Source organism: Azospirillum sp. Marseille-Q6669, assembly GCF_965111635.1.
In genome coordinates this window covers 681,358-700,058 of the sequence record NZ_CBCOOP010000005.1, presented here as the reverse complement: position 1 = coordinate 700,058, position 18,701 = coordinate 681,358, and the positions used below count along the sequence as shown (strand labels likewise).

Below are 18,701 nucleotides of genomic sequence, written 5' to 3'. Positions count from 1 at the left end.
CAAGCCGACCCCCCCCCCCCCCCTCGGGGGCGCGCCCGTCCCGATGGGAGCGGGGGCCCAGGGGGTGAAGGAGGGGGGTTTGGCCCTGGCCCCTCCCTTGCCCTCGGGGCCCGCCCCCCATATTTTGACGGATTGTCGCACCTCCACGCACCGTTGCTGAGTTCCCATGGCCGTTCTCGATATCCTCGTCGCCCCGCACCCTGTCCTGAAGCAGAAGGCGAAGCCCGTCGACAAGGTCGACACCCGCATCGCCAAGCTGATGGACGACATGGTCGAGACCATGTACGCCGCGAAGGGCATCGGCCTCGCCGCGCCGCAGATCGGCATCCTGGAGCGGGTGATCGTCGTGGACGTGCACGACAAGGACGAGAAGCCGAACCCCATCCGCCTTGCCAACCCGGAAATTGTCTGGAAATCGGACGAGACGTCGGTGTGCGAGGAGGGATGCCTGTCGGTGCCCGACCAGTACGCCGAGGTCACCCGCCCCTCCTCGGTCCGGGTCCGTTACCTGGACGAGACCAACGAGACGCGCGAGATCGAGGCCGACGGCATGCTGGCCACCTGCATCCAGCACGAGATCGACCATCTGAACGGCGTGCTGTTCGTCGACTACCTGTCGATGCTGAAGCGCAACATGATCCTGCGCAAAGTCCAGAAGATGCAGCGCGCCTAACCTTCTGACGCCTAACCTTCTGACGTTGGACGACTCTTCATGACGCCGCTCCGCCTCGTTTTCATGGGCACGCCGGATTTCGCCGTGCCCAGCCTGCGCGCCCTGGCCGATGCCGGGCACGAGGTGGTCTGCGTCTACAGTCAGCCGCCCCGCCCCGCCGGGCGCGGGCAGCAGGTCCAGAAATCCCCGGTCCACCGTTTCGCCGAGGAGCGCGGCATCCCCGTGCGCACGCCCAAGTCGCTGCGCAACGCCGAGGCCCAGGCGGAGTTCGCCGAGTTGAAGGCCGACGCCGCGGTGGTCGCCGCCTACGGTCTGATCCTGCCGCAGCCGATCCTCGACGCGCCGCGGCTGGGCTGCCTGAACGTGCACGGTTCCCTGCTGCCGCGTTGGCGCGGTGCCGCCCCGATCCAGCGCTCCATCCTGGCCGGCGACGCCGAGACCGGCATCACCATCATGCAGATGGACATCGGACTCGACACCGGAGCCATGCTGCTGAAGGACGCGGTGCCGATCACCGCCGAGACCACCGCCAGCAGCCTGCACGACGCGCTGGCCGAGATGGGCGCCCGCCTGATCGTGGAGGCGCTCGGCAGCCTCGCCGAAAGCCGCTTGACCGCCGAGCCGCAGCCGGAGGCCGGCGTGACCTACGCCGCCAAGCTGACGCGCGAGGATGGCCGGCTCGACTGGACGCGCGACGACGCCTATGTGGAGCGGCAGGTCCGCGCCCTCACCCCCTGGCCCGGCTGCTGGTTCGACGCCCCGACACCGACGGGCGGGGTGGAGCGCATCAAGGTGCTGAAGGCCGAACCCGCCCCCGACGCGCGCAAGGCGGCGCCCGGCACGCTGCTGGACGACCGCCTGACCATCGCCTGCTCCGACGGCGCCGTGCGCCTCACCCTGGTGCAGCGGCCCGGCAAGGCCCCGGTGGACGGCGCCGCCCTGCTGCGCGGCTTCACTCTGCCCGTCGGCACCCGTCTCGGCGACGCCGCATGCAGCGCTGGAAACTGACCCTCGAATATGACGGCCGGCCCTTCGTCGGCTGGCAGCGGCAGGACAACGGCCCCTCGGTTCAGCAGACGCTGGAGGAGGCGATCGAACGCCTGTCCGGCGAGACCGTGCGCGTCCACACCTCCGGACGGACGGACGCGGGCGTGCACGCGCTGGGGCAGGTCTGCCATTTCGACCTGGAAAAGCCCTTCACCGGGCTGAAGCTGCGCGACGCGCTGAACTTCCACCTGAGGCCCGCCCCCGTGGCCGTCCTGCAGGCCGAGGCGGTGCCGGAGGACTTCCACGCCCGCATGACCTGCCTGGGGCGCAGCTACGTCTTCCGCATCGTCAACCGCCGCGCCCCGCTCGCCCTGGAGACGGGCCGCGCCTGGCACGTCATGCGGCCGCTGGACGCCGAGGCGATGCACGCGGCCGCTCAGGTCCTGGTCGGCCAGCACGACTTCACCAGCTTCCGCGCCGCGCTCTGCCAGGCCAACTCCCCGGTCAAGACGCTGGAGCGGCTGGCCGTCGAGCGGGTCGGCGACGAGGTCCGGGTGCACGCCGCCGCGCGTTCCTTCCTGCACCATCAGGTGCGCAACATGGTGGGCACGCTGGAGCTGGTCGGCGCCGGCAAGTGGAGCGCCGACGACCTGCGCCGCGCGCTGGAGGCGCGCAACCGCTCCGCCGCCGGGCCGACCGCCCCGCCCGACGGGCTGTATTTCGTCGGCGCCCGCTACTGACACTCCCAAGGCGGCGTCTGGCGCTCGTCGTCAATTGCCGATAGACTCCCAGGCGAAGCACAACCGGCCGGGTTTCCGTCGCCGTGCACCGCCGTCCGCCGCGCCTGTTCCCGCCGTTCCTTCTGCTGATCGCCGCCCTGCTGCTGACCGGCTGCGGCGTGGACGGCGATCAGGCCGCGCTATGCCGCAAGTTGATCCCCGCCTTCGACTCCGGCGCCGTCACCGTCCTGGGCACGGAGGCGCTGGACGGCGACGAGCCGGCGCTGCGCCTGACCTACCGCTCAGAGACCGGCACCCACTGGATCGCCTGCCGCTTCGGCGGACGATTCTTCGATTCGCGACGGCACGAGCTGGTGGCCGTGGCGACCGACCGCATGGGGCGGCTGCGGCCCATGCAATTCACCATGCTGCGCATCTGGGCCGGCCTGCCCGCCGCCCGCCTCGGTCTGCCGCCGGAGTCGAGCGGACCGGAACCGCAGCCGCGGACGGACTGGGCGCCGCTTCTCTTCTTCCTGCAACAGCTCATCAACGCCGCCACGGTGGCCTGCGTCTACGGGCTGCTGGCGCTGGGTTACACGCTGGTCTACGGCATCCTCGGGCAGATCAACCTCGCCATGGGCGAGTTGACGATGATCGGTGCCATGCTGACCGCCATGGGGGCGGCGGCGCTGGGCATGGCCGGGCTGGGCGGCCTGCCGCTGGCGGTGCTGGGGGTCTTCGCCACGGTGATGGCCTTCACCGCCGTCCAGGGCTGGACCATGGACCGGCTGGTGTTCCGCCGCCTGCGCCGCACCCACAACCACACACCGCTGATCGCCGCCGTCGGCCTGTCCATCGCCTATCAGGAGGGGATGCGGCTGCTGCACGGCGCCCGCGACTGGTGGCCCGCCCAGTTCCTGGCCGACCGGCACGAGCTGCTCAGCGACGGCGCCTTCACCGTCACCGCCCTGACCTCGCAGGCGGTGATCCTTCTGATGACCGGCGGGCTCTACGCCCTGCTCTGGGCGATCATGCAGCGCACCGCCTACGGCCGCGCCCACCGCGCCTGCGCCGACGATGTGGGGGCGGCGGAACTGGTCGGGGTGGATGTGGACCGCACCGTCGCCACCACCTTCGCGGTGGGCGGCGCGCTGGCCGCTGCGGCGGGGGCGGTGATCGCGCTCTATTACGGCGGGGTGAATTTCTACACGGGCTATCTGGTGGGCTTCAAGGCGCTGGCCGCCGCGGTGGTCGGCGGCATCGGGTCGGTCCCCGGCGCCATGCTGGGCGGCGCCTTGCTGGGGCTGGTCGAGACCTTCTGGTCGGCTTATTTCGCCATCGCCTACAAGGACATCGTGGCCTTCGGCCTGCTCACCCTCTTCCTGATCTACCGCCCGGACGGGCTGATGGGCCGCCGCCGCGGGCGGGGGGATTGAGAGCCCCCCGGTGGCGGGGACCGGTCAGGGAAGGTCCGCCCCCATGGCCGCGGCGATGGTGTCCAGGTCGCGGTCGGTGACCGTGAACAGCCCGAAGCGGAACGGATAGCCCCAGCTCCGCACCCCGGCGGAGAAGTCCAGCCGGTCGAGCAGGGGCAGGATCGGCGTCTCCCGCCCGTCCAGCCACCGCACGTCGCGGCGGAAGGGCACGAAGCCCCCGCCCATGTCGAACGGGTATGGCGTGCCGTCCCGCACGATGCCCACGGCGGTGAAGGATTGCAGGCGGTCCTTCCCCTGGAAGCGTTCGGTCGGCGAGTAGTAGGCGACGCGGTCCCCGGGGCGAATGCGGCGCAGCGGCGCCGCCTTGCCGTGGCAGACCTGCATGAAGCCCTCTGCCCGCCCCCACCGGACATGCTCGGCGGAGGCGACGGCGATCCAGCTGCGGCTGGCGGTGGTCGGATCCATGGCGGACCTCACGCTTCCGTCGGGGCGAAGACGCGCAGGCGGTGCCCGTCCGGGTCCAGCGCGACGAAGGTGTGGCCGAAATCCATGGCGGTCGGCGGCTGGGCGATGGTCAGGCCGCGCCGCACCCAGTCGTCGTGAAGGGCCTGCACCGCCTCGGCGCCGGCCACCCGGAAGCCGATCTCGCCGCTGCCGCCGAGCGGTCCCGCGGAGGCCGCCGGCTCCACCGTGTGGCGCGACCACAGCCCCAGCATGACACCGGAGTCCAGGGCGAACATGGCGAAGGTGGGCGACGCCTCGACCGGGGGCTTGCCGGTCAGGTCGGTGTAGAAGGCGGCGCTGGCGGTCGGGCTGTCCACATAGAGGAGAATGATGTTGGCGCTGAACATGGGCTGGTGTCCTCGCTGGTCCCCGGCACGGGCGATCCCGTCCGGCGAAGCCCAGGCTAGGCCAACACCCTGACAGTTTCTGTCAGCAGTCGTGCGCGGGCGCGCTCACCGGACCGGGATGCCCTCGGTCTCGCGCCACTCCTTGAGCAGCGCCTGCCGCCGCCGCGGGTAGCGGACCTCCATCGCCGTCACGGAGACGATGCGGTCGGCGCGGAAATGGCGGATCGCCCCGCGCAGTTCGCACCACGCGACCATGACGCGCAGCCGGTCGAAGAAGCCGAGCGCGAAGGGCCAGACGGTGCGCTCGGTGGCGGCCCCGTCGCGGTCGCGGTAGGCGATGGACAGCTTGCGCTCGCTGCGGATGGCCCGCCGGACGATGGCGAGGTCGACGCCGTCCCCGACGATCGGCTCCCCCGGCCCGACGAGCAGCGCGGAGGCGTCCATGCGGTCGCGGAGGTCCGGCGGCAGCACCGCCGCGATCTTGGCGAGCGCGTTCTGCGCCGCCGTCCCCAGCGCGCCGTCGGCGCGGTCAGCCACCCAGCGAATGCCGAGGGCGAGCGCCTCGATCTCCTCCTCCGCGAACATCAGCGGCGGCAGCAGGAAACCGGGCTGGAGGAGATAGCCGACGCCCGGCTCGCCGTCGATGCGGGCACCCTGGGCCTGGAGGGTGGCGATGTCGCGGTAGATCGTGCGCAGGCTGACGCCGAGTTCGTCGGCGAGGACGTGCCCGCTGACCGGCCGGCGGTGGCGCCGCAGGCACTGGATCAGATCGATGAGGCGTTCGGCGCGCGACAGCGGAGGATGCCCCTAAAAACGACGAAGCGGGGACGGCTGGAAGGCCATCCCCGCTCCGGGCGTCACAGCGGACCGTGAGAGCTTACAGGCTGCGCACGTCGGTCAGGTGCCCGGTCACCGCCGCGGCGGCGGCCATGGCCGGGCTGAGCAAGTGGGTGCGCCCGCCGCGGCCCTGGCGGCCTTCGAAGTTGCGGTTGGAGGTCGAGGCGCTGCGCTCGCCCGGCGACAGGCGGTCGGCGTTCATGGCGAGGCACATGGAACAGCCCGGCTCACGCCACTCGAAGCCGGCCTCGGTGAAGATCTTGTCCAGACCCTCTTCCTCCGCCTGCTCCTTGACGAGGCCCGAGCCGGGGACGACCAGGGCGCGCACGCCCTCGGCGACCTTGCGGCCCTGGGCGATCACCGCGGCGGCGCGCAGATCCTCGATGCGGCCGTTGGTGCAGGAGCCGATGAAGACGGTGTCCACCTTCACGTCGGTCAGCTTCTGGCCGGGCTCCAGGCCCATGTAGGCCAGCGAGCGCTCGACGGCGGCGCGCTTGCCGGCGTCGGCCACGTCGGCCGGGTTCGGCACGGTCGCGGTGATCGGCAGCACGTCCTCCGGGCTGGTGCCCCAGGTGACCTGCGGAACGATGTCGGCGGCGTTCAGAACGACGGTGGTGTCGTAGACCGCGCCCTCGTCCGACGGCAGGGTCTTCCAGTACTCCACCGCCTGCTCCCAGGCGCCGGCCTTCGGGGCCAGGGCGCGGCCCTTCACATACGCGAAGGTCTTCTCGTCCGGGGCGATCAGGCCGGCGCGGGCGCCGCCCTCGATGGCCATGTTGCAGACGGTCATGCGGCCTTCCATCGACAGGCCGCGGATGGCGTCGCCGGCGAACTCGATGACGTGGCCGGTGCCGCCGGCGGTGCCGATCCGGCCGATGATCGCCAACACGATGTCCTTGGCGGTCACGCCCTCCGGCAACTCGCCGTCGACGCGGACCAGCATGTTCTTGGCCGGCTTCTGCAGCAGGGTCTGGGTGGCCAGCACATGCTCCACCTCCGACGTGCCGATGCCGAAGGCGAGCGCGCCGAAGGCGCCGTGGGTGGCGGTGTGGCTGTCGCCGCAGACGATGGTGGCGCCGGGCAGCGTGAAGCCCTGCTCCGGACCGACGATATGCACGATGCCCTGGCGGACGTCGTCCATCGGGAAGTAGCGGACGCCGAAGTCGCGCGCGTTCTTGTCCAGCGTCTCGACCTGGATGCGGCTTTCCTCCTCGACGATGCCCTTGGAGCGGTCGGTGGTCGGCACGTTGTGGTCGGGAACGGCGAGGGTCGCTTCCGGACGGCGCACCGGACGGCCGGCAAGCCGCAGCCCCTCGAACGCCTGCGGGCTGGTCACTTCATGGACCAGATGGCGGTCGATGTAGAGGATGCAGGTGCCGTCGTCCTGACGGTGGACGACGTGGCTGTCCCAAATCTTGTCGAACAGGGTGCGCGGCTTGGACATAGCAACTCTCTCTCGCGGCAATTCTCTCTCGCAAACCACAGACCGGACGAACGAAGCGTGCGGTAAGAGGGCCGCACAATAGCCGTCTCTTTCAACCAGGACAAGGCCGAGCCTGTGGAAAACACCCGGCATCCCGCAGCGAAAAATCGCCGCTCCTCCGCGCCGCCCATCGGCTGGCGGGGAAGGCGCTCCTTATGGTAGCGTCCGCCCACCGATCTCCATTGCCCCATTCGATGAAGGGTCATCCCGTGACGGACCCCACTGTCCGCTGTGAACGCTGCGAACGGCCTTATCCTGCCGAGCTTCCCGGCTGCCCGAACTGCCGGCGCATCCGCCAGACCAACATCGCCATCGCCACCACCATGATCCTTTTGGTGCTGTTCGCCATCGGCGGCTGGTTCGGCATCCAGGTCTTCACCGGCTTCTCCACCGGCGGCACGCCGTAACGCCGACCCCTCGCGGGGCTGCCGCACCGGGAACGCAGACCTCCCGCCCCCACCCGCGCCGTAGGATGCGGCAAAATTCAGGGTTGGGAGGACTCATGGCGGATCAGGCCATGCCACGCGCCGCGGCCGGCCAGGGACCCGTGGGCGGTCCGGGCACCGTGGTCTACGCGCAGCTTGCGGGAATCGTGCTGTTCTGGGGCGCCAACTGGCCCCTGATGAAGCTGGCCCTGTCCGACATCGGGCCGCTGACCTTCTGCTTTCTCCGTTTCGCCGGGGCGGCGGCGGTGCTGGCCCTGCTGTCGCGGGTGCTGCGCTTCCCCCTCCTGCCGCCGCCGGGGGAGCGCTGGCCGCTGGCCCTGGTCGGGCTGCTGCAGATCGCCGGCATGCTGGACCTCAGCTCCATTGCGCTGCGGGTGGTGCCGCCGGGACGGGCCGCGGTGCTGGCCTACACCATGCAGATGTGGGCGCTGCCGCTGGGTGTGCTGTTGGCCGGGGAGCGCTTCACGCGTGGGCGGGTGATCGGCGCGTTGCTGACCTTCGCCGGCGTCCTCGTCTTCTTCAACCCGGCGCTGATGGACTGGAGCGACCCGGCGGTGCTGCTCGGCAACGGGCTGCTGCTCGCCTGTGCGCTGAGCTGGGCGCTCGGCGCCACCCTCTACCGCCGGCGCCGCGGCGGCTGGCGCACGCCCTTCTGGACCCAGACCTTCTGGCAGATCGCCGTCAGCGCCGTGGCGACCGCGCCGCTGGCCCTGGCGGCGGAGCACGCCCGGCCGATCCACTGGACGCCCGCGCTGGGCACCGTCCTGGCCTTCAACTGGGTGATCGCCACGGGGCTGTGCTTCTGGTGGTGGGCGAAGTCGCTGACCGCCATGCCGGCGGCCCAGGCCGGGCAGATCATCTGCCTCGTCCCCGTCACCGCCCTGCTGCTGAGCGCGGTCTTCATGGGCGAGCCGCTGACGGCCGGCGTGCTGATCGCGGTGGCGCTGATCGGCGCGGGAATCCTGACGACGATGCGGGCAAGGTAGGGAAGTTGCTCGGGTAGTGGTCGACGCGGGCTCCCACCCAACCCTCCCCCGCTTTCGCAGGGGAGGGCTTTTCTCCTCCCCCTGCGAAAGCGGGGGGAGGTCGGGAGGGGGGCGTCAACGCAACGACGTCCCCAACGCCAAACACCCGCCCGGATCGCTCCGGGCGGGTGCTGGTTTAGGCGTACCGAACGAAAGGGCGCCGGATTACTCCGCGGCGGCCTTCGTGTTGTTCATGCCGCGGCCGGTCGTGCGTTCGGCGATACGGGCCGACTTGCCGCGACGGTCGCGCAGATAGTACAGCTTGGCGCGGCGGACGGCGCCCTTGCGGACCAGCTCGATCGACTCCAGACGCGGGGAGTAGAGCGGGAACACGCGCTCCACACCCTCGCCGTAGCTGATCTTGCGGACGGTGAAGGACGAGTTCACGCCGGCGTTCCGGCGGGCGATCACGACGCCCTCGTAAGCCTGGACACGCTCGCGCGTGCCCTCGACCACCTTCACGTTCACGCGGACGGTGTCGCCCGGCGAGAACACGGGAATGGTCTTGCCGCCGAGGGCCTTCTCGATCTGCTCCTGCTCGAGCTGCTGCAACAGGTTCATGACACTACCCCTTTCCATCGGTGCGCCTCGCGGCGGACCGTCACTCTGGTTTCGGGCCGCGCCGGCGACCCCGTTTTCCAATCTGACCCTCGGCCTTCCTGCCCGCCTCGTAGCGGTCCCACAGGTCCGGTCGCCGGGCCTGCGTGATCCGCTCCGCCTCGGCGAGCCGCCAGGCGCGAACCTTCTCGTGGTGGCCGGACAACAGAATGTCCGGGACCGACCGTTCCACACCCTGCCCGTCGGTCCAGACCGCGGGCCGGGTGTAGTGGGGGTATTCGAGCAACCCCCGTTCGAAACTTTCCTCGCCCGCCGTCTCCACATTGCCCATGACACCGGGGAGCAAGCGCACCACGGCGTCGATCAGGCACAGGGCGGCGGTCTCGCCGCCGGACAGCACGAAATCCCCGAGGCTGACCTCCTCAAGGCCGTGCGCGTCCAGCACCCGCTCATCCACCCCTTCGTACCGGCCGCAGAGCAGGGTGACCACCGGGGTGGCCGCCAGCTCCTTGACCAGCTCCTGGTCGAGCACCCGTCCGCGAGGCGACAGGTAGATCGCCCGTCCGCGTCCAGGAGTGCCCGGAGGACCCGCCGTCGCGGTCAGAGCCGCGTCCAGCACGTCGGGCCGCATGACCATGCCGGCCCCTCCGCCGAAGGGGGTGTCGTCGACGGAGCGGTGTTTATCGCGCGCGAACGAGCGAATGTCCACTGATTCCAACGCCCAGACTCCATTTTCCAGCGCCTTTCCCGCGAGGCTGAGCCCCAGCGGACCCGGAAACATCTCCGGGAATAGCGTCAGAACCTTGGCCGTCCAGACAAGAGAACCGGAAGCGCCGTGATTCACGGGCGGGTTCCCTTGTTTTCAACGTCGTCTTCAGCGACACCCGCGCCGTCCGGCGCGTCCTCTCCGTCCTTTTCCGCCTCGCCTTCGCGCGCTTCGATGACCGCGGGAAGATCGACCACGACGCGGCCTCCCTTCACATCGACCACCGGAACGCAGGCGCGGGTGAAGGGCAGCATCTCCAGCGGCCCCGATTCCGTGCGGATCTCCAGCACGTCACCGGCTCCGAAGTCGTACAGCGCCTTCACCATGCCCCAGACGGTGCCGTCGGCGAGTTCCGCACGCAGGCCGATCAGGTCGGCGTGGTAGAACTCGTCCTCGTCCTCCGTCTCGGGCAGGGCGGAACGGTCCACATAGAGCCGGACACCGGTCAGCTCCTGCGCCTGTTCGCGCGTGGCGACGCCATCGACGCGGACCAGGAACAGGTCCTTCATGGTGCCCTGAAGCGTCAGCGCGAAGCGCCGGGCGCCCCGCTCGTCCGAGAGGGGGCCGTAGGACGCCACGGCTTGCGCATCCTCGGTGAAGCTTTTCACCTTCACGAGGCCGCGGACGCCGTGCGCCCCGGCGAATTGGCCGACGCAGACTTTTGTGGACATGGCTTGAGCGTGTGCGTTGCGGGCTCGCTGCCCCCACCCTGACCCTCCCCTGCGAAGCGGGGGAGGGTCAGGGTGGGGGCGAGGAGCGTTCCCTTTATCAGCCCTCGGCGGCGGCCTTGGCGGCGGCCTCGGCCTTCAGACGCTCCTGCGCCTTGGCCTTCGGGGCGGACTTCTTCGGGGTCTCGCGGATTTCCGGCTTGGCGATCAGGCCGGCGTTCGCCAGGAACAGGGCGACGCGGTCCGTCGGCTGGCCGCCGACCGACAGCCAATGCTTGGCGCGCTCGGCATCCAGGACGATGCGCTGCTCGTGCTCGCGCGGCAGCATCGGGTTGTAGGTGCCGATCTTCTCGATGAAGCGGCCGTCGCGCGGGCTGCGGGCGTCGGCAACGACGATCGAGTAGAACGGACGCTTCTTGGCGCCGCCACGGGCCAGACGGATCTTCAGGGACATGGGACAGTCGCTTCCTTGGTGTAGTCGCTTGATAGGCGGTTGAACGTGATCGCGCTCATCGCGCGGTTGCTTTCGCCGGGGATCAGTTCGGTCCCCGGAAATTCTTCGGCAGGAGGCTCTGCAGCCCGTGGCGCATCAGCCCTTTCTGCCCCAGCTTCTGGACCTGCTTCATCATGCCGCGCATGGTGTCGTACTGCTTGAGCAGCTTGTTCACCTCCTGCACGCTGGTGCCGGAGCCGGCGGCGATGCGCTTGCGGCGCGACGCCTTGATGAGCTCGGGGTGCTTGCGCTCCTTCTTCGTCATCGAGGAGATGATCGCCTCCTGGCGTTTGATCACCCCGTCGTCGATGTTCGCGTCCTTGAGCTGGTTCTTGATCTTGCCGATGCCCGGCAGCATGCCCATCAGGCCGGACATGCCGCCCATCTTGCGCAGCTGCTTGAGCTGGGAGGCCATGTCGTCGAGGTCGAAGCCCTGGCCCTTCTCCATCTTGCGGGCGAGCTTCTCGGCCTCTTCCTTGTCGATGCTCTCGGCGGCCTTCTCGACCAGCGACACGACGTCGCCCATGCCGAGGATGCGGCCGGCGATGCGGTCGGGGTGGAAGGCCTCCAGGGCGTCGATCTTCTCGCCCATGCCCAGCAGCTTGATCGGCTTGCCGGTGATCTGGCGCATCGACAGGGCGGCACCGCCGCGGGCGTCGCCGTCCACGCGGGTCAGCATGATGCCGGTGATGCCGACCTTGTCGTTGAAGTTGGTGGCGACCGTCACCGCGTCCTGGCCGGTCATGGCGTCGGCGACCAGCAGCGTCTCCGCCGGCTTGGTCGCGTCGCGCACGGCCGCGACCTCGGCCATCAACTCCTCGTCGATGGACAGGCGGCCGGCGGTGTCGAGCATGACCACGTCGTAGCCTTCGCGCCGGCCGGTCTCGATGGCGCGCCGCGCGATGGCGACGGGGTCCTGGCCGGGAACGATCGGCAGCGTGGCGACGCCGGTCTGCTCGCCGAGGACCTTCAGCTGCTCCTGGGCCGCCGGACGGCGCACGTCCAGCGAGGCCATCAGGACCTTCTTGCGATCCCGGTTCTTCAGGCGCAGCGCGATCTTGGCTGTGCTGGTGGTCTTGCCCGAGCCCTGCAGGCCGACCATCAGGATCGGCACGGGGGCGGCGGCGTTGAGGTTGATCTCCTCGCCCTGCCCCAGCATCTCCACAAGGTTGTCGTGGACGATCTTGATGACCTGCTGGCCGGGGGTGATCGAGCGCAGGACCTCCTGGCCGATCGCGCGTTCCTTGACCTGGTTGACGAACTGCTTGACCACCGGCAGGGCGACGTCGGCCTCCAGCAACGCCACGCGCACCTCGCGCAGCGCGGCGTTGACGTCCTCCTCGCTCAGCGCGCCGCGGCGGCGCAGCTTGTCGAAGATGTCGCCCAGGCGTCCGGTCAGGCCATCGAACATGGGTCAGCGGTCCTCAGTTTCGGTCTCCATCCGCTCGAACGCGATCGGCTCAAGCACAAACGAGCCAGTGCGCGAAACTCGCGGACTGGCGGAGGTCCCCGGCACGCAGGCCGATGGTACCCGGTCGATGGCTCGACGGATGCAGGTCGGCGGACCATACGCATCGTGGGGGGCGGAGTCAACAACCCAACAACCACGCCCCGCTGGACCCTCTTGCGCAACGCCCCGCGAAGGGCCACTATTTCCTTACACAACCAAGGGCTTTGCGGCCCGGGAACAGCGCCCGCGATAGAACGCATTCGAGGCGTACTTGAATAAAGCGTTAGCGATTGTTAACTTTTTCTTCGCGGCTCCCCTTTAGAGTGTGCCGCGACTCCAACCCGGGATTTCCCTGATGCCCCCCGCGCAAGGCTTCGGAACGAACACGCCGCGCACGAAGCTGACGCAGAGTCAGCTGAACACGATCCTGCTCCGGCATCAGGCTTTCCGGAAAAGCCAGCCGGGCGGTGTGCGCGCGAACCTGAAGATGCGCGACCTGTCGCATCTGGACCTGTCCGGCATCGACCTGTCCGACGCCGACCTGTCCGGGGCGAAGCTGTTCAGCGCCCGGCTGACCCGGGCCAATTTGACCAACGCGAACCTCTACGCCGCCGACCTGCGGCTGGCGAACCTGGAGAAGGCCGACCTGCGCCGCGCCGACCTGCGCGGCGCCTGCCTGCGTGGCGCCGTGCTGTCGGAAGCCATGCTGGTCGAGGTGGACCTGCGCGACGGCACGCTGCTGCATTACAGCCCGTCGGGCGAGATGATGCCGCACAACTTCGAGGACTCCGTCCTGACCTCGGAGCTGACGGCGGCGGTCATCCGCGGCGCCGACCTGTCGCGGGCCAAGGTGGCGAACGCCTTCGTCATGCAGACCGACCTGACCGACGCGATCCTGCGCGGCACCAAGTTCATGCGGGCCAATCTGACCAACTCCAACCTGACGGGCTGCGACCTGACCGACGCCGACCTGTCGGAGGCCAACCTGTCCGGCGCCCGGCTGTCCGGCGCGGTGATGACCAATTGCGCCATCGGGCGCGCCAACTTCACCAACGCCAACCTGATCGGCGCCATTCTGGACGCGGCCCAGCTCCGCTCGCCCAACCTGTCCGCCGCGGTGATGGCGAAGGTTCTGGAGAATCCGGACGACGACCTGCGCGACATCCTGACCCTGCACGTCTCCTGGATCGACAGCGGCGGCAAGGAAGGCAAGCGCGCCGACCTCTCCTCGCTCGACCTTTCGGGGCGCAACCTCGACGGCATCAACCTGTCGGCCGGTATCTTGCAATGCATCACGCTACGCGGCGCGTCGATGATGGGCACCTCGCTGGCCATCGCCGACCTGTCGCTGTCGGACCTGCGCAAGGTGAACTTCACCAAGGCCGACCTGCGCGGCGTCAATTTCGAGCGCGCGACCCTGACCGGCGCCAACCTGACCGAGGCGCAGCTCGGCCCCGTGCACATCCAGGGGTCGAGCAGCCACGTCTGGCGGGCCAACCTCCAGCGTGCCCGCATGGGCATGGCCGTCCTGAAGGACGCCGATCTGCGCAAGGTGAACCTGTCCGGCGCCAACCTCGCCGGGGCGGACCTGCGCGGCGCCAACCTGAGCGAGGCCGACCTGACCGGCACCGACCTGACCGGCGCCGACCTCGACGGAACGGTTCTGGACGGCACCAGCCTGACCGACGCCATCGGGATCGAGGAGATGACCGGGACCTGATCCTTTCCCGGACTCTAGGACCGCCGCTGCGTCCAGGGACCGGAGCGGTAGGCGGTGCGGACGTGGTTGATCAGCAGGTTGCGCGCGTCGATCAGCTGGGCCATGCGGTCGCGGCAGGCGACCACCCCGGTGTCCGGGTGATAGACCGGGGCCAGCTCGCGGAAGCGCTTCACCACCCGGTCCTCGTCGAAGCACCATTCATTGACGAAGCCGAACATCTGCGCGGCGTCGCGCACCTGGGTCAGCTTGCCGTCCAGCGGGCGGAAGGACACCCGCTCCAGCGCGTGGGCCAGCGCCTTGTTGCGGTAGGTCAGCGTTTCCACGGCACCCTCCAGCCGCCCTGCCTCCTCGGCGGGCATCAGCCGGCAGCCGGGTTCGGCCAGTGCCAGCGCCGCCGCCAGCGCCCGGCGGATCGCCGCGTCGCTGTGGCCGGGCGGCAGCCGCAGGTCCAGCACCGCCCGCTCCGCGCCCTCGTCCGGTGCCCCCGGGTCCGACCTGCGGTCGGGCGCCAGCAGCAGCGCGGCGGCGGCGAGCGCCGACAGATCGGTTCCGCGCTTGGCGGCCAGACGGACCACCGCCGCTGCGAAAGCGGGAGCACAGGAAACCCGGTAGGGGATGGCGGGCGGAACGCCGACGCTCCTGGCCGCCGGGAAGAACCCGGCGTCCGCTTCGGTCAGCGCGGCGAAGGGATAGCCATCCGGAGCGGTCATGAGGGGCACCAACGCGTCGTGCGTGTGGCGCGACTCTAACGCAATCCCTGGATTCCGCGCAACGGCCCACCCCGTCGCAGGAGGTGTAACGCGCAACGCGTCATCCCCTGCCTGTCCGCGCTAGCACAGCCGCGCCCGTCTGGTCGGTCAGCGGTGCATCATCGCCGGTTTGGCCGGCAGCTTCTGCAGCATGTCCTCGATGTAGGCCTCGTCGCTCTTGCCCGACATGGCGGCGAAGCCCTTCAGCATTTGACTGCCGAAACTGAAGACGCCAGTCAGGTCGATCTTCCACGCCCCGCCCTCGCGCACGAAGTCGGCGGGAACCAGCGCCGGGCGGTTGTCGACCATCAGCAGGGCGGAGGCGCGGTCGCCGCGCACCCGCACCGGGCCGAGCCCGCTGCTGCCGATCACGTTGGGGCCGAGCCAGCCGTTCTTCATGCCGTGATCGGCCAGTTCGCCGAGCGACATACGGCGCAGGTCGGCCGGGCTGACATAGCGGCGCAAGCCCATGGCGGCGAACCTCTCCGCCGGCTCCAGCTTGGCGAGTCCGGAGTCGTTGCCGCTGCGGGCGACGCCGCGCACCTGCTCCAGCTTGTCGACCGACGCGCGGGACAGCAGCGGGACGACCGCCGCGCCGCGCTTCTGCGCCAGGGCGGAGCGGGCGCTTTCGAAGACCGCCGCGACCTCCCGCTCCTCGGGGGAGGCGGGCGGCGGAGCGGCGAAGGCCGGTATGGAAAAACCGAGAAACAACAGCAGCAGAGCCAGGGCGCGCATGGACGGGTCCGTGTGGTGGCGCGGCGTCAGACTTTCTCCTCGACCCCGAAGAAGGCGAGCTGCCAGCGCATCTCGTCGTCGGACATCGGGTAAAGGACGCCTTCCTTTGCCATAAGCGCGGTTTTTGGCGGAATCTGGGCGATGCGCAATTGCACCTGCCGGGCGAAGCGCATCGACAGGCCGCAGCGCCACACCAGGGAGGTGACGGCGCGCGGGGCGTGGGTGCCGATGATGCGGTCGATGATCGGCATGGGAAGCTGCGCCAGTTCGCTCAGCCCGGCCAGGACGAAGGCGCGGTCGCCCTCCGCCAGCGCGCCTTCCAGCAGCTTCTCCGTCAGCTTGCCTTCCTTGTTCAGCCGGGCCGCCTTGTCGGATGGGCGTTCGGCCGCCTTGTCCTTGTCGCCCGGCAGATGGCCAAGCTCCTCCTCCCCGAAATCGACGAGGCCGCGGGCCACGCCGGCTCCACCGCCGCCGTTGCCCCCGGCCCCGCGGTTGACGCGCGCCCGCACGCCCTCGGCCAGGGCGCGGGCGGCGGCGGGGTCGAGGTCGGTGCGCTCCCGCAGGACCTTCAGCAGGTTGTCGGCGACGAAGCTCGCCAGACGCGCCACGGCGCGGGCCGGCAGGCGCGGCCGGCGCACCAGCGGGGCGTGCCAGGGCTCGTGCTGCGGCGCCTGGTCGAGGATGCGGTCCAGCGTCTCTTCGCGGATCTGGGCCGAGGGGTTGGCGAGCAGGGCGGTCATCGCCGCCTCGTCGTCGGACCGCGCGATGGCGTCGGCGACGGAGGCCGATATCTGCTTGCGCCCGGCGATCGCCGACAGGGCGCCGGCCACCGGCCCGCGCATGATGATGTCGGCCAGATCCTCGTCGGTCAGGATCGGCGAGAATTGCAGGACCGGAGCGCAGACCGACAGCTCCACGTCGCGGGCCAGCGTGTTGATGACGCCGTGCGGCGCGCCGGGCAGCTCCTTCAGCGCCTCCGACAGGATGCCGCGCACCTCCGTCGCCTGATCGCGGGCCAGCGCCTCCAGGCACTCCAGCGTCAGCCGCTCGATCTGCGACGCTTGGTCGGCGGACAGGTCGGGCAGCAGCCGGGCGACCTTCTGCGCCAGGGCGCCGCGCACCGCGACCTCCCGGTCGGTGGCCAGCATCAGGTCGGCCTGCCGCGGCGTGCCGGCGTTGGTGGCGATGGCCTCACGCACCTCCGCCGCCGCGTCGGCGGCCAGGAAATAGAGCAGCTCCGGCCGGGTCTCGGGCGACGCGGCGACGCGGCGGCGCACCGCCGGGTCGGCGCTGCGCGCCATCTGCTTGGCCGCCTCGTAATCGGCGGGGTCGAGAAGCTGGGGATCGGCGTGGTCGCCGCGGATGGTCATAGGGACGCCTCCGCCACGGCAGAGCTTTCCCCCTTGGGAGCCGGAGCGACGGCGTAATGGCCTTTCCCGCGCTTCTTGGCGTCGTACATCGCCGAGTCGGCGCGGTCGGTCAGCTCCTGCACGGTCTCGCCCCCCACCCGGTGCACGGCGATGCCGATGGACAGGCCCAGCGGCTTGTCCGGACCGGCGGAGAGATGGCGCAGCGCGACCATCCCGGCCAGCAGCCGTTCGGCCACCACCACCGCCTGCTCCTCGTCGGTGCGGCCCAGCCACAGGACGAACTCGTCGCCGCCCAGCCGCCCCGGCAGGTCGCCGGGCCGGACGCCTTTGGTCAGCAGCCCGCCGATGGCCTTCAGCACGGCGTCGCCCTGCTGATGCCCATGCAGGTCGTTCACGGCCTTGAAATTGTCGAGGTCCACGTAGAGCAGCGCGGACGGCCCTGTGTCCGAACGGCCGAGCACCTCGTCCAGCCGCTCGAAGAAGGTGCGGCGGTTGAACAGGCCGGTCAGCCCGTCGCGCTCCGACAGACGGCGCAGCCGCTCCTGATAGGCCAGATGCGCGTGGGCGATGCCGATGTGGTCGGCCACGCCGGACAGCAGCATCCGGTCCTCGTCGTCCCACGGATCGGAATCGTCACCGCGCCAGATCACCACGGCGCCGTTCACCGCCTGACGGTGTTCCGTCCGGGCGGCCAACAGCCGGTTCGCCCCCAGGGTCAGCTCATGCGGGTCCTCGCTGCCGGCGATCTCCTCCAGAACGGGGCGCGACAGGTCGGAGAGCAGTTCCTCCGGGATCTCCGCGGCGAAATCGGCGGCGGGACGCAGGGCGCCCGTTTCCGTCGCGCGGTAGATGCGGCAGCCGTCGGCGCCCAGCGCACGCGCGGTTTCCACCGCGGCGACGTGCAGCGCCTTCTGGGCGTCGAGCTGGTCGCGCAACGTGTGGACGATGTGGGCGAGCATCTTTTCGCGGTTGCGCACCCGTGCCAGCTCGGCGGAACGCAGCACCTGCTCCGTCGTTTCGCGGCAGACGCCGCGCGCCCCCATCCATTCTCCCTGCGGGCCGAACAGCGGCACCGCCGACACCACGAAACAGGCGGGCAGATCGTCCACCCGCTTCAGCCACAGCTCCGCCTGATCGACGGGACGGCGGCTGTCGAACGGCAACGGCAGGTCGCCCCACTCGGTCACCGCCAGATCCTTAGGGTTGCGACCAATCAACGCATCCGAGCTGTAGCCCAGCGCGCCCTTGGGCGTGACGAACACGAATCGGCCGTCGCTGCCTGTTTCCCAGGCAAAATCGCTCGAAACCTCGACGAGATCCTTGTAGCGGCGGCGCGACTCGATCAGCGTCTGGCGGAGCTGCCGCTCCAGCGTGGCGTCGCGTCCAAGCAGCAGGATGTCCCCGTCGGGCAGCGGGGTGGCGGCCCATTCGACGATCATCACGCCACGCGGCAACTCCACGGGAAGGGAGCGCAGGCCCGGCGCGACGCTGCACGTCGCCAGCCACCCCTGGATGTCCGCGAGCCAGCGTCCGCCGGCGGACAGCAGCTCGTCCGCGGCGGCGTTCGCGGCGGCAACCGCGTGAGCGGAATCCAACCGGATCGCCGGACCGGGGAATGCGGCCAGGAGCGTGGGGGTAAGGATGGCGCCGGGCGGGTTGGCCGGCGGAACTTCGGACATTGGGTCTGCGGACACGGTGCGAACCTGAGACTGCGCGGGGCGGAGTATACCGGAAA

Annotated in this window: 20 protein-coding genes and 1 pseudogene; 7 read left to right on the top strand and 14 right to left on the bottom strand. The window is 70.1% G+C overall.

The genetic code is table 11. The features are described from left to right. The first annotated feature begins 166 nt into the window (after window positions 1-166). From def to ACWPXE_RS28620, 4 genes are all read left to right on the top strand, one after another. The gene (gene def / locus ACWPXE_RS28635) at window positions 167-673 is read left to right on the top strand and encodes a peptide deformylase (protein ID WP_454020531.1); all 507 of its coding nucleotides are present in this window, start codon (window positions 167-169) and stop codon (window positions 671-673) included. Window positions 674-712: 39 nt separating this feature from the next. Further along, entirely contained in the window at window positions 713-1,681 is a 969-nt protein-coding gene (gene fmt, locus ACWPXE_RS28630; protein WP_454020530.1) for a methionyl-tRNA formyltransferase, read from the top strand. Further along, window positions 1,663-2,400: a tRNA pseudouridine(38-40) synthase TruA gene (truA, locus tag ACWPXE_RS28625; RefSeq protein WP_454020529.1), complete on the top strand. Its 738-nt coding sequence runs from the start codon at window positions 1,663-1,665 to the stop codon at window positions 2,398-2,400. The genes fmt and truA overlap by 19 nt, the downstream gene beginning before the upstream one ends. Before the next feature lie 83 nt (window positions 2,401-2,483). Next, window positions 2,484-3,815, top strand: a complete 1,332-nt coding sequence (locus ACWPXE_RS28620) for a branched-chain amino acid ABC transporter permease (protein ID WP_454020528.1) — start codon at window positions 2,484-2,486, stop codon at window positions 3,813-3,815. A 24-nt stretch (window positions 3,816-3,839) separates the two neighbouring features. Here ACWPXE_RS28620 and ACWPXE_RS28615 read toward each other — a convergent pair whose 3' ends face one another. The 5 genes and pseudogenes from ACWPXE_RS28615 to leuC all read right to left on the bottom strand — a co-directional run bounded on the left by ACWPXE_RS28615 (window position 3,840) and on the right by leuC (window position 6,947). Then, window positions 3,840-4,280 carry an EVE domain-containing protein gene (locus ACWPXE_RS28615; RefSeq protein ID WP_454020527.1) on the bottom strand — a complete coding sequence of 147 codons (441 nt, stop codon included), beginning with the start codon at window positions 4,278-4,280 and terminating at the stop codon, window positions 3,840-3,842. 8 nt (window positions 4,281-4,288) lie between these two features. Then, the gene (locus ACWPXE_RS28610; RefSeq protein ID WP_454020526.1) at window positions 4,289-4,666 is read right to left on the bottom strand and encodes a VOC family protein; all 378 of its coding nucleotides are present in this window, start codon (window positions 4,664-4,666) and stop codon (window positions 4,289-4,291) included. Between the two features lie 105 nt (window positions 4,667-4,771). After that, window positions 4,772-5,251, bottom strand: coding sequence for a helix-turn-helix transcriptional regulator (locus ACWPXE_RS28605; RefSeq protein ID WP_454020525.1), 480 nt, complete (start codon window positions 5,249-5,251; stop codon window positions 4,772-4,774). Between the two features lie 45 nt (window positions 5,252-5,296). After that, window positions 5,297-5,434, bottom strand: a pseudogene (locus ACWPXE_RS28600) (helix-turn-helix domain-containing protein); the annotation flags it as partial. A 109-nt stretch (window positions 5,435-5,543) separates the two neighbouring features. Then, window positions 5,544-6,947: a 3-isopropylmalate dehydratase large subunit gene (leuC, locus tag ACWPXE_RS28595; protein WP_454020524.1), complete on the bottom strand. Its 1,404-nt coding sequence runs from the start codon at window positions 6,945-6,947 to the stop codon at window positions 5,544-5,546. A 248-nt stretch (window positions 6,948-7,195) separates the two neighbouring features. On the opposite strand from leuC, the gene ACWPXE_RS28590 reads away from it, so the two are divergent. Next, window positions 7,196-7,393: a hypothetical protein gene (locus ACWPXE_RS28590; protein WP_014239330.1), complete on the top strand. Its 198-nt coding sequence runs from the start codon at window positions 7,196-7,198 to the stop codon at window positions 7,391-7,393. Between the two features lie 110 nt (window positions 7,394-7,503). Then, window positions 7,504-8,418, top strand: a complete 915-nt coding sequence (locus tag ACWPXE_RS28585) for a DMT family transporter (RefSeq protein ID WP_237904302.1) — start codon at window positions 7,504-7,506, stop codon at window positions 8,416-8,418. A gap of 204 nt (window positions 8,419-8,622) precedes the next feature. Here ACWPXE_RS28585 and rplS read toward each other — a convergent pair whose 3' ends face one another. From rplS to ffh, 5 genes are all read right to left on the bottom strand, one after another. Continuing rightward, a complete protein-coding gene (rplS, locus tag ACWPXE_RS28580) occupies window positions 8,623-9,018 on the bottom strand; it encodes a 50S ribosomal protein L19 (RefSeq protein ID WP_014239328.1) in 396 nt (131 codons plus the stop codon). 40 nt (window positions 9,019-9,058) lie between these two features. Continuing rightward, window positions 9,059-9,859 (bottom strand): tRNA (guanosine(37)-N1)-methyltransferase TrmD, encoded by an 801-nt coding sequence (gene trmD, locus ACWPXE_RS28575; protein ID WP_119509113.1) that lies wholly within the window; start codon window positions 9,857-9,859, stop codon window positions 9,059-9,061. Beyond that, window positions 9,856-10,452 carry a ribosome maturation factor RimM gene (gene rimM, locus ACWPXE_RS28570; protein WP_454020523.1) on the bottom strand — a complete coding sequence of 199 codons (597 nt, stop codon included), beginning with the start codon at window positions 10,450-10,452 and terminating at the stop codon, window positions 9,856-9,858. Before rimM ends, trmD begins: the two co-directional genes overlap by 4 nt. A 97-nt stretch (window positions 10,453-10,549) precedes the next feature. Then, window positions 10,550-10,903, bottom strand: coding sequence for a 30S ribosomal protein S16 (rpsP, locus tag ACWPXE_RS28565; RefSeq protein ID WP_014239325.1), 354 nt, complete (start codon window positions 10,901-10,903; stop codon window positions 10,550-10,552). Window positions 10,904-10,985: 82 nt separating this feature from the next. Next, complete coding sequence (gene ffh, locus ACWPXE_RS28560) at window positions 10,986-12,353, bottom strand: signal recognition particle protein (protein ID WP_145625371.1); 1,368 nt, start codon at window positions 12,351-12,353, stop codon at window positions 10,986-10,988. 394 nt (window positions 12,354-12,747) lie between these two features. Here ffh and ACWPXE_RS28555 point away from each other — a divergent pair, with 394 nt between their 5' ends. Continuing rightward, complete coding sequence (locus tag ACWPXE_RS28555; protein ID WP_454020522.1) at window positions 12,748-14,112, top strand: pentapeptide repeat-containing protein; 1,365 nt, start codon at window positions 12,748-12,750, stop codon at window positions 14,110-14,112. A gap of 14 nt (window positions 14,113-14,126) precedes the next feature. On the opposite strand, the gene ACWPXE_RS28550 is transcribed toward ACWPXE_RS28555, so the two are convergent. The 4 genes from ACWPXE_RS28550 to ACWPXE_RS28535 form a co-directional block, all read right to left on the bottom strand. Further along, on the bottom strand, window positions 14,127-14,822 hold the full coding sequence (locus tag ACWPXE_RS28550; protein ID WP_454020521.1) for a hypothetical protein: 696 nt from the start codon (window positions 14,820-14,822) through the stop codon (window positions 14,127-14,129). 147 nt (window positions 14,823-14,969) lie between these two features. Then, window positions 14,970-15,596, bottom strand: coding sequence for a hypothetical protein (locus tag ACWPXE_RS28545; protein ID WP_454020520.1), 627 nt, complete (start codon window positions 15,594-15,596; stop codon window positions 14,970-14,972). A gap of 26 nt (window positions 15,597-15,622) precedes the next feature. Next, entirely contained in the window at window positions 15,623-16,966 is a 1,344-nt protein-coding gene (locus ACWPXE_RS28540) for a DUF2336 domain-containing protein (protein WP_454020519.1), read from the bottom strand. Next, window positions 16,963-18,645, bottom strand: a complete 1,683-nt coding sequence (locus ACWPXE_RS28535) for a diguanylate cyclase (RefSeq protein WP_454020518.1) — start codon at window positions 18,643-18,645, stop codon at window positions 16,963-16,965. Before ACWPXE_RS28535 ends, ACWPXE_RS28540 begins: the two co-directional genes overlap by 4 nt. Window positions 18,646-18,701 lie beyond the last annotated feature (56 nt).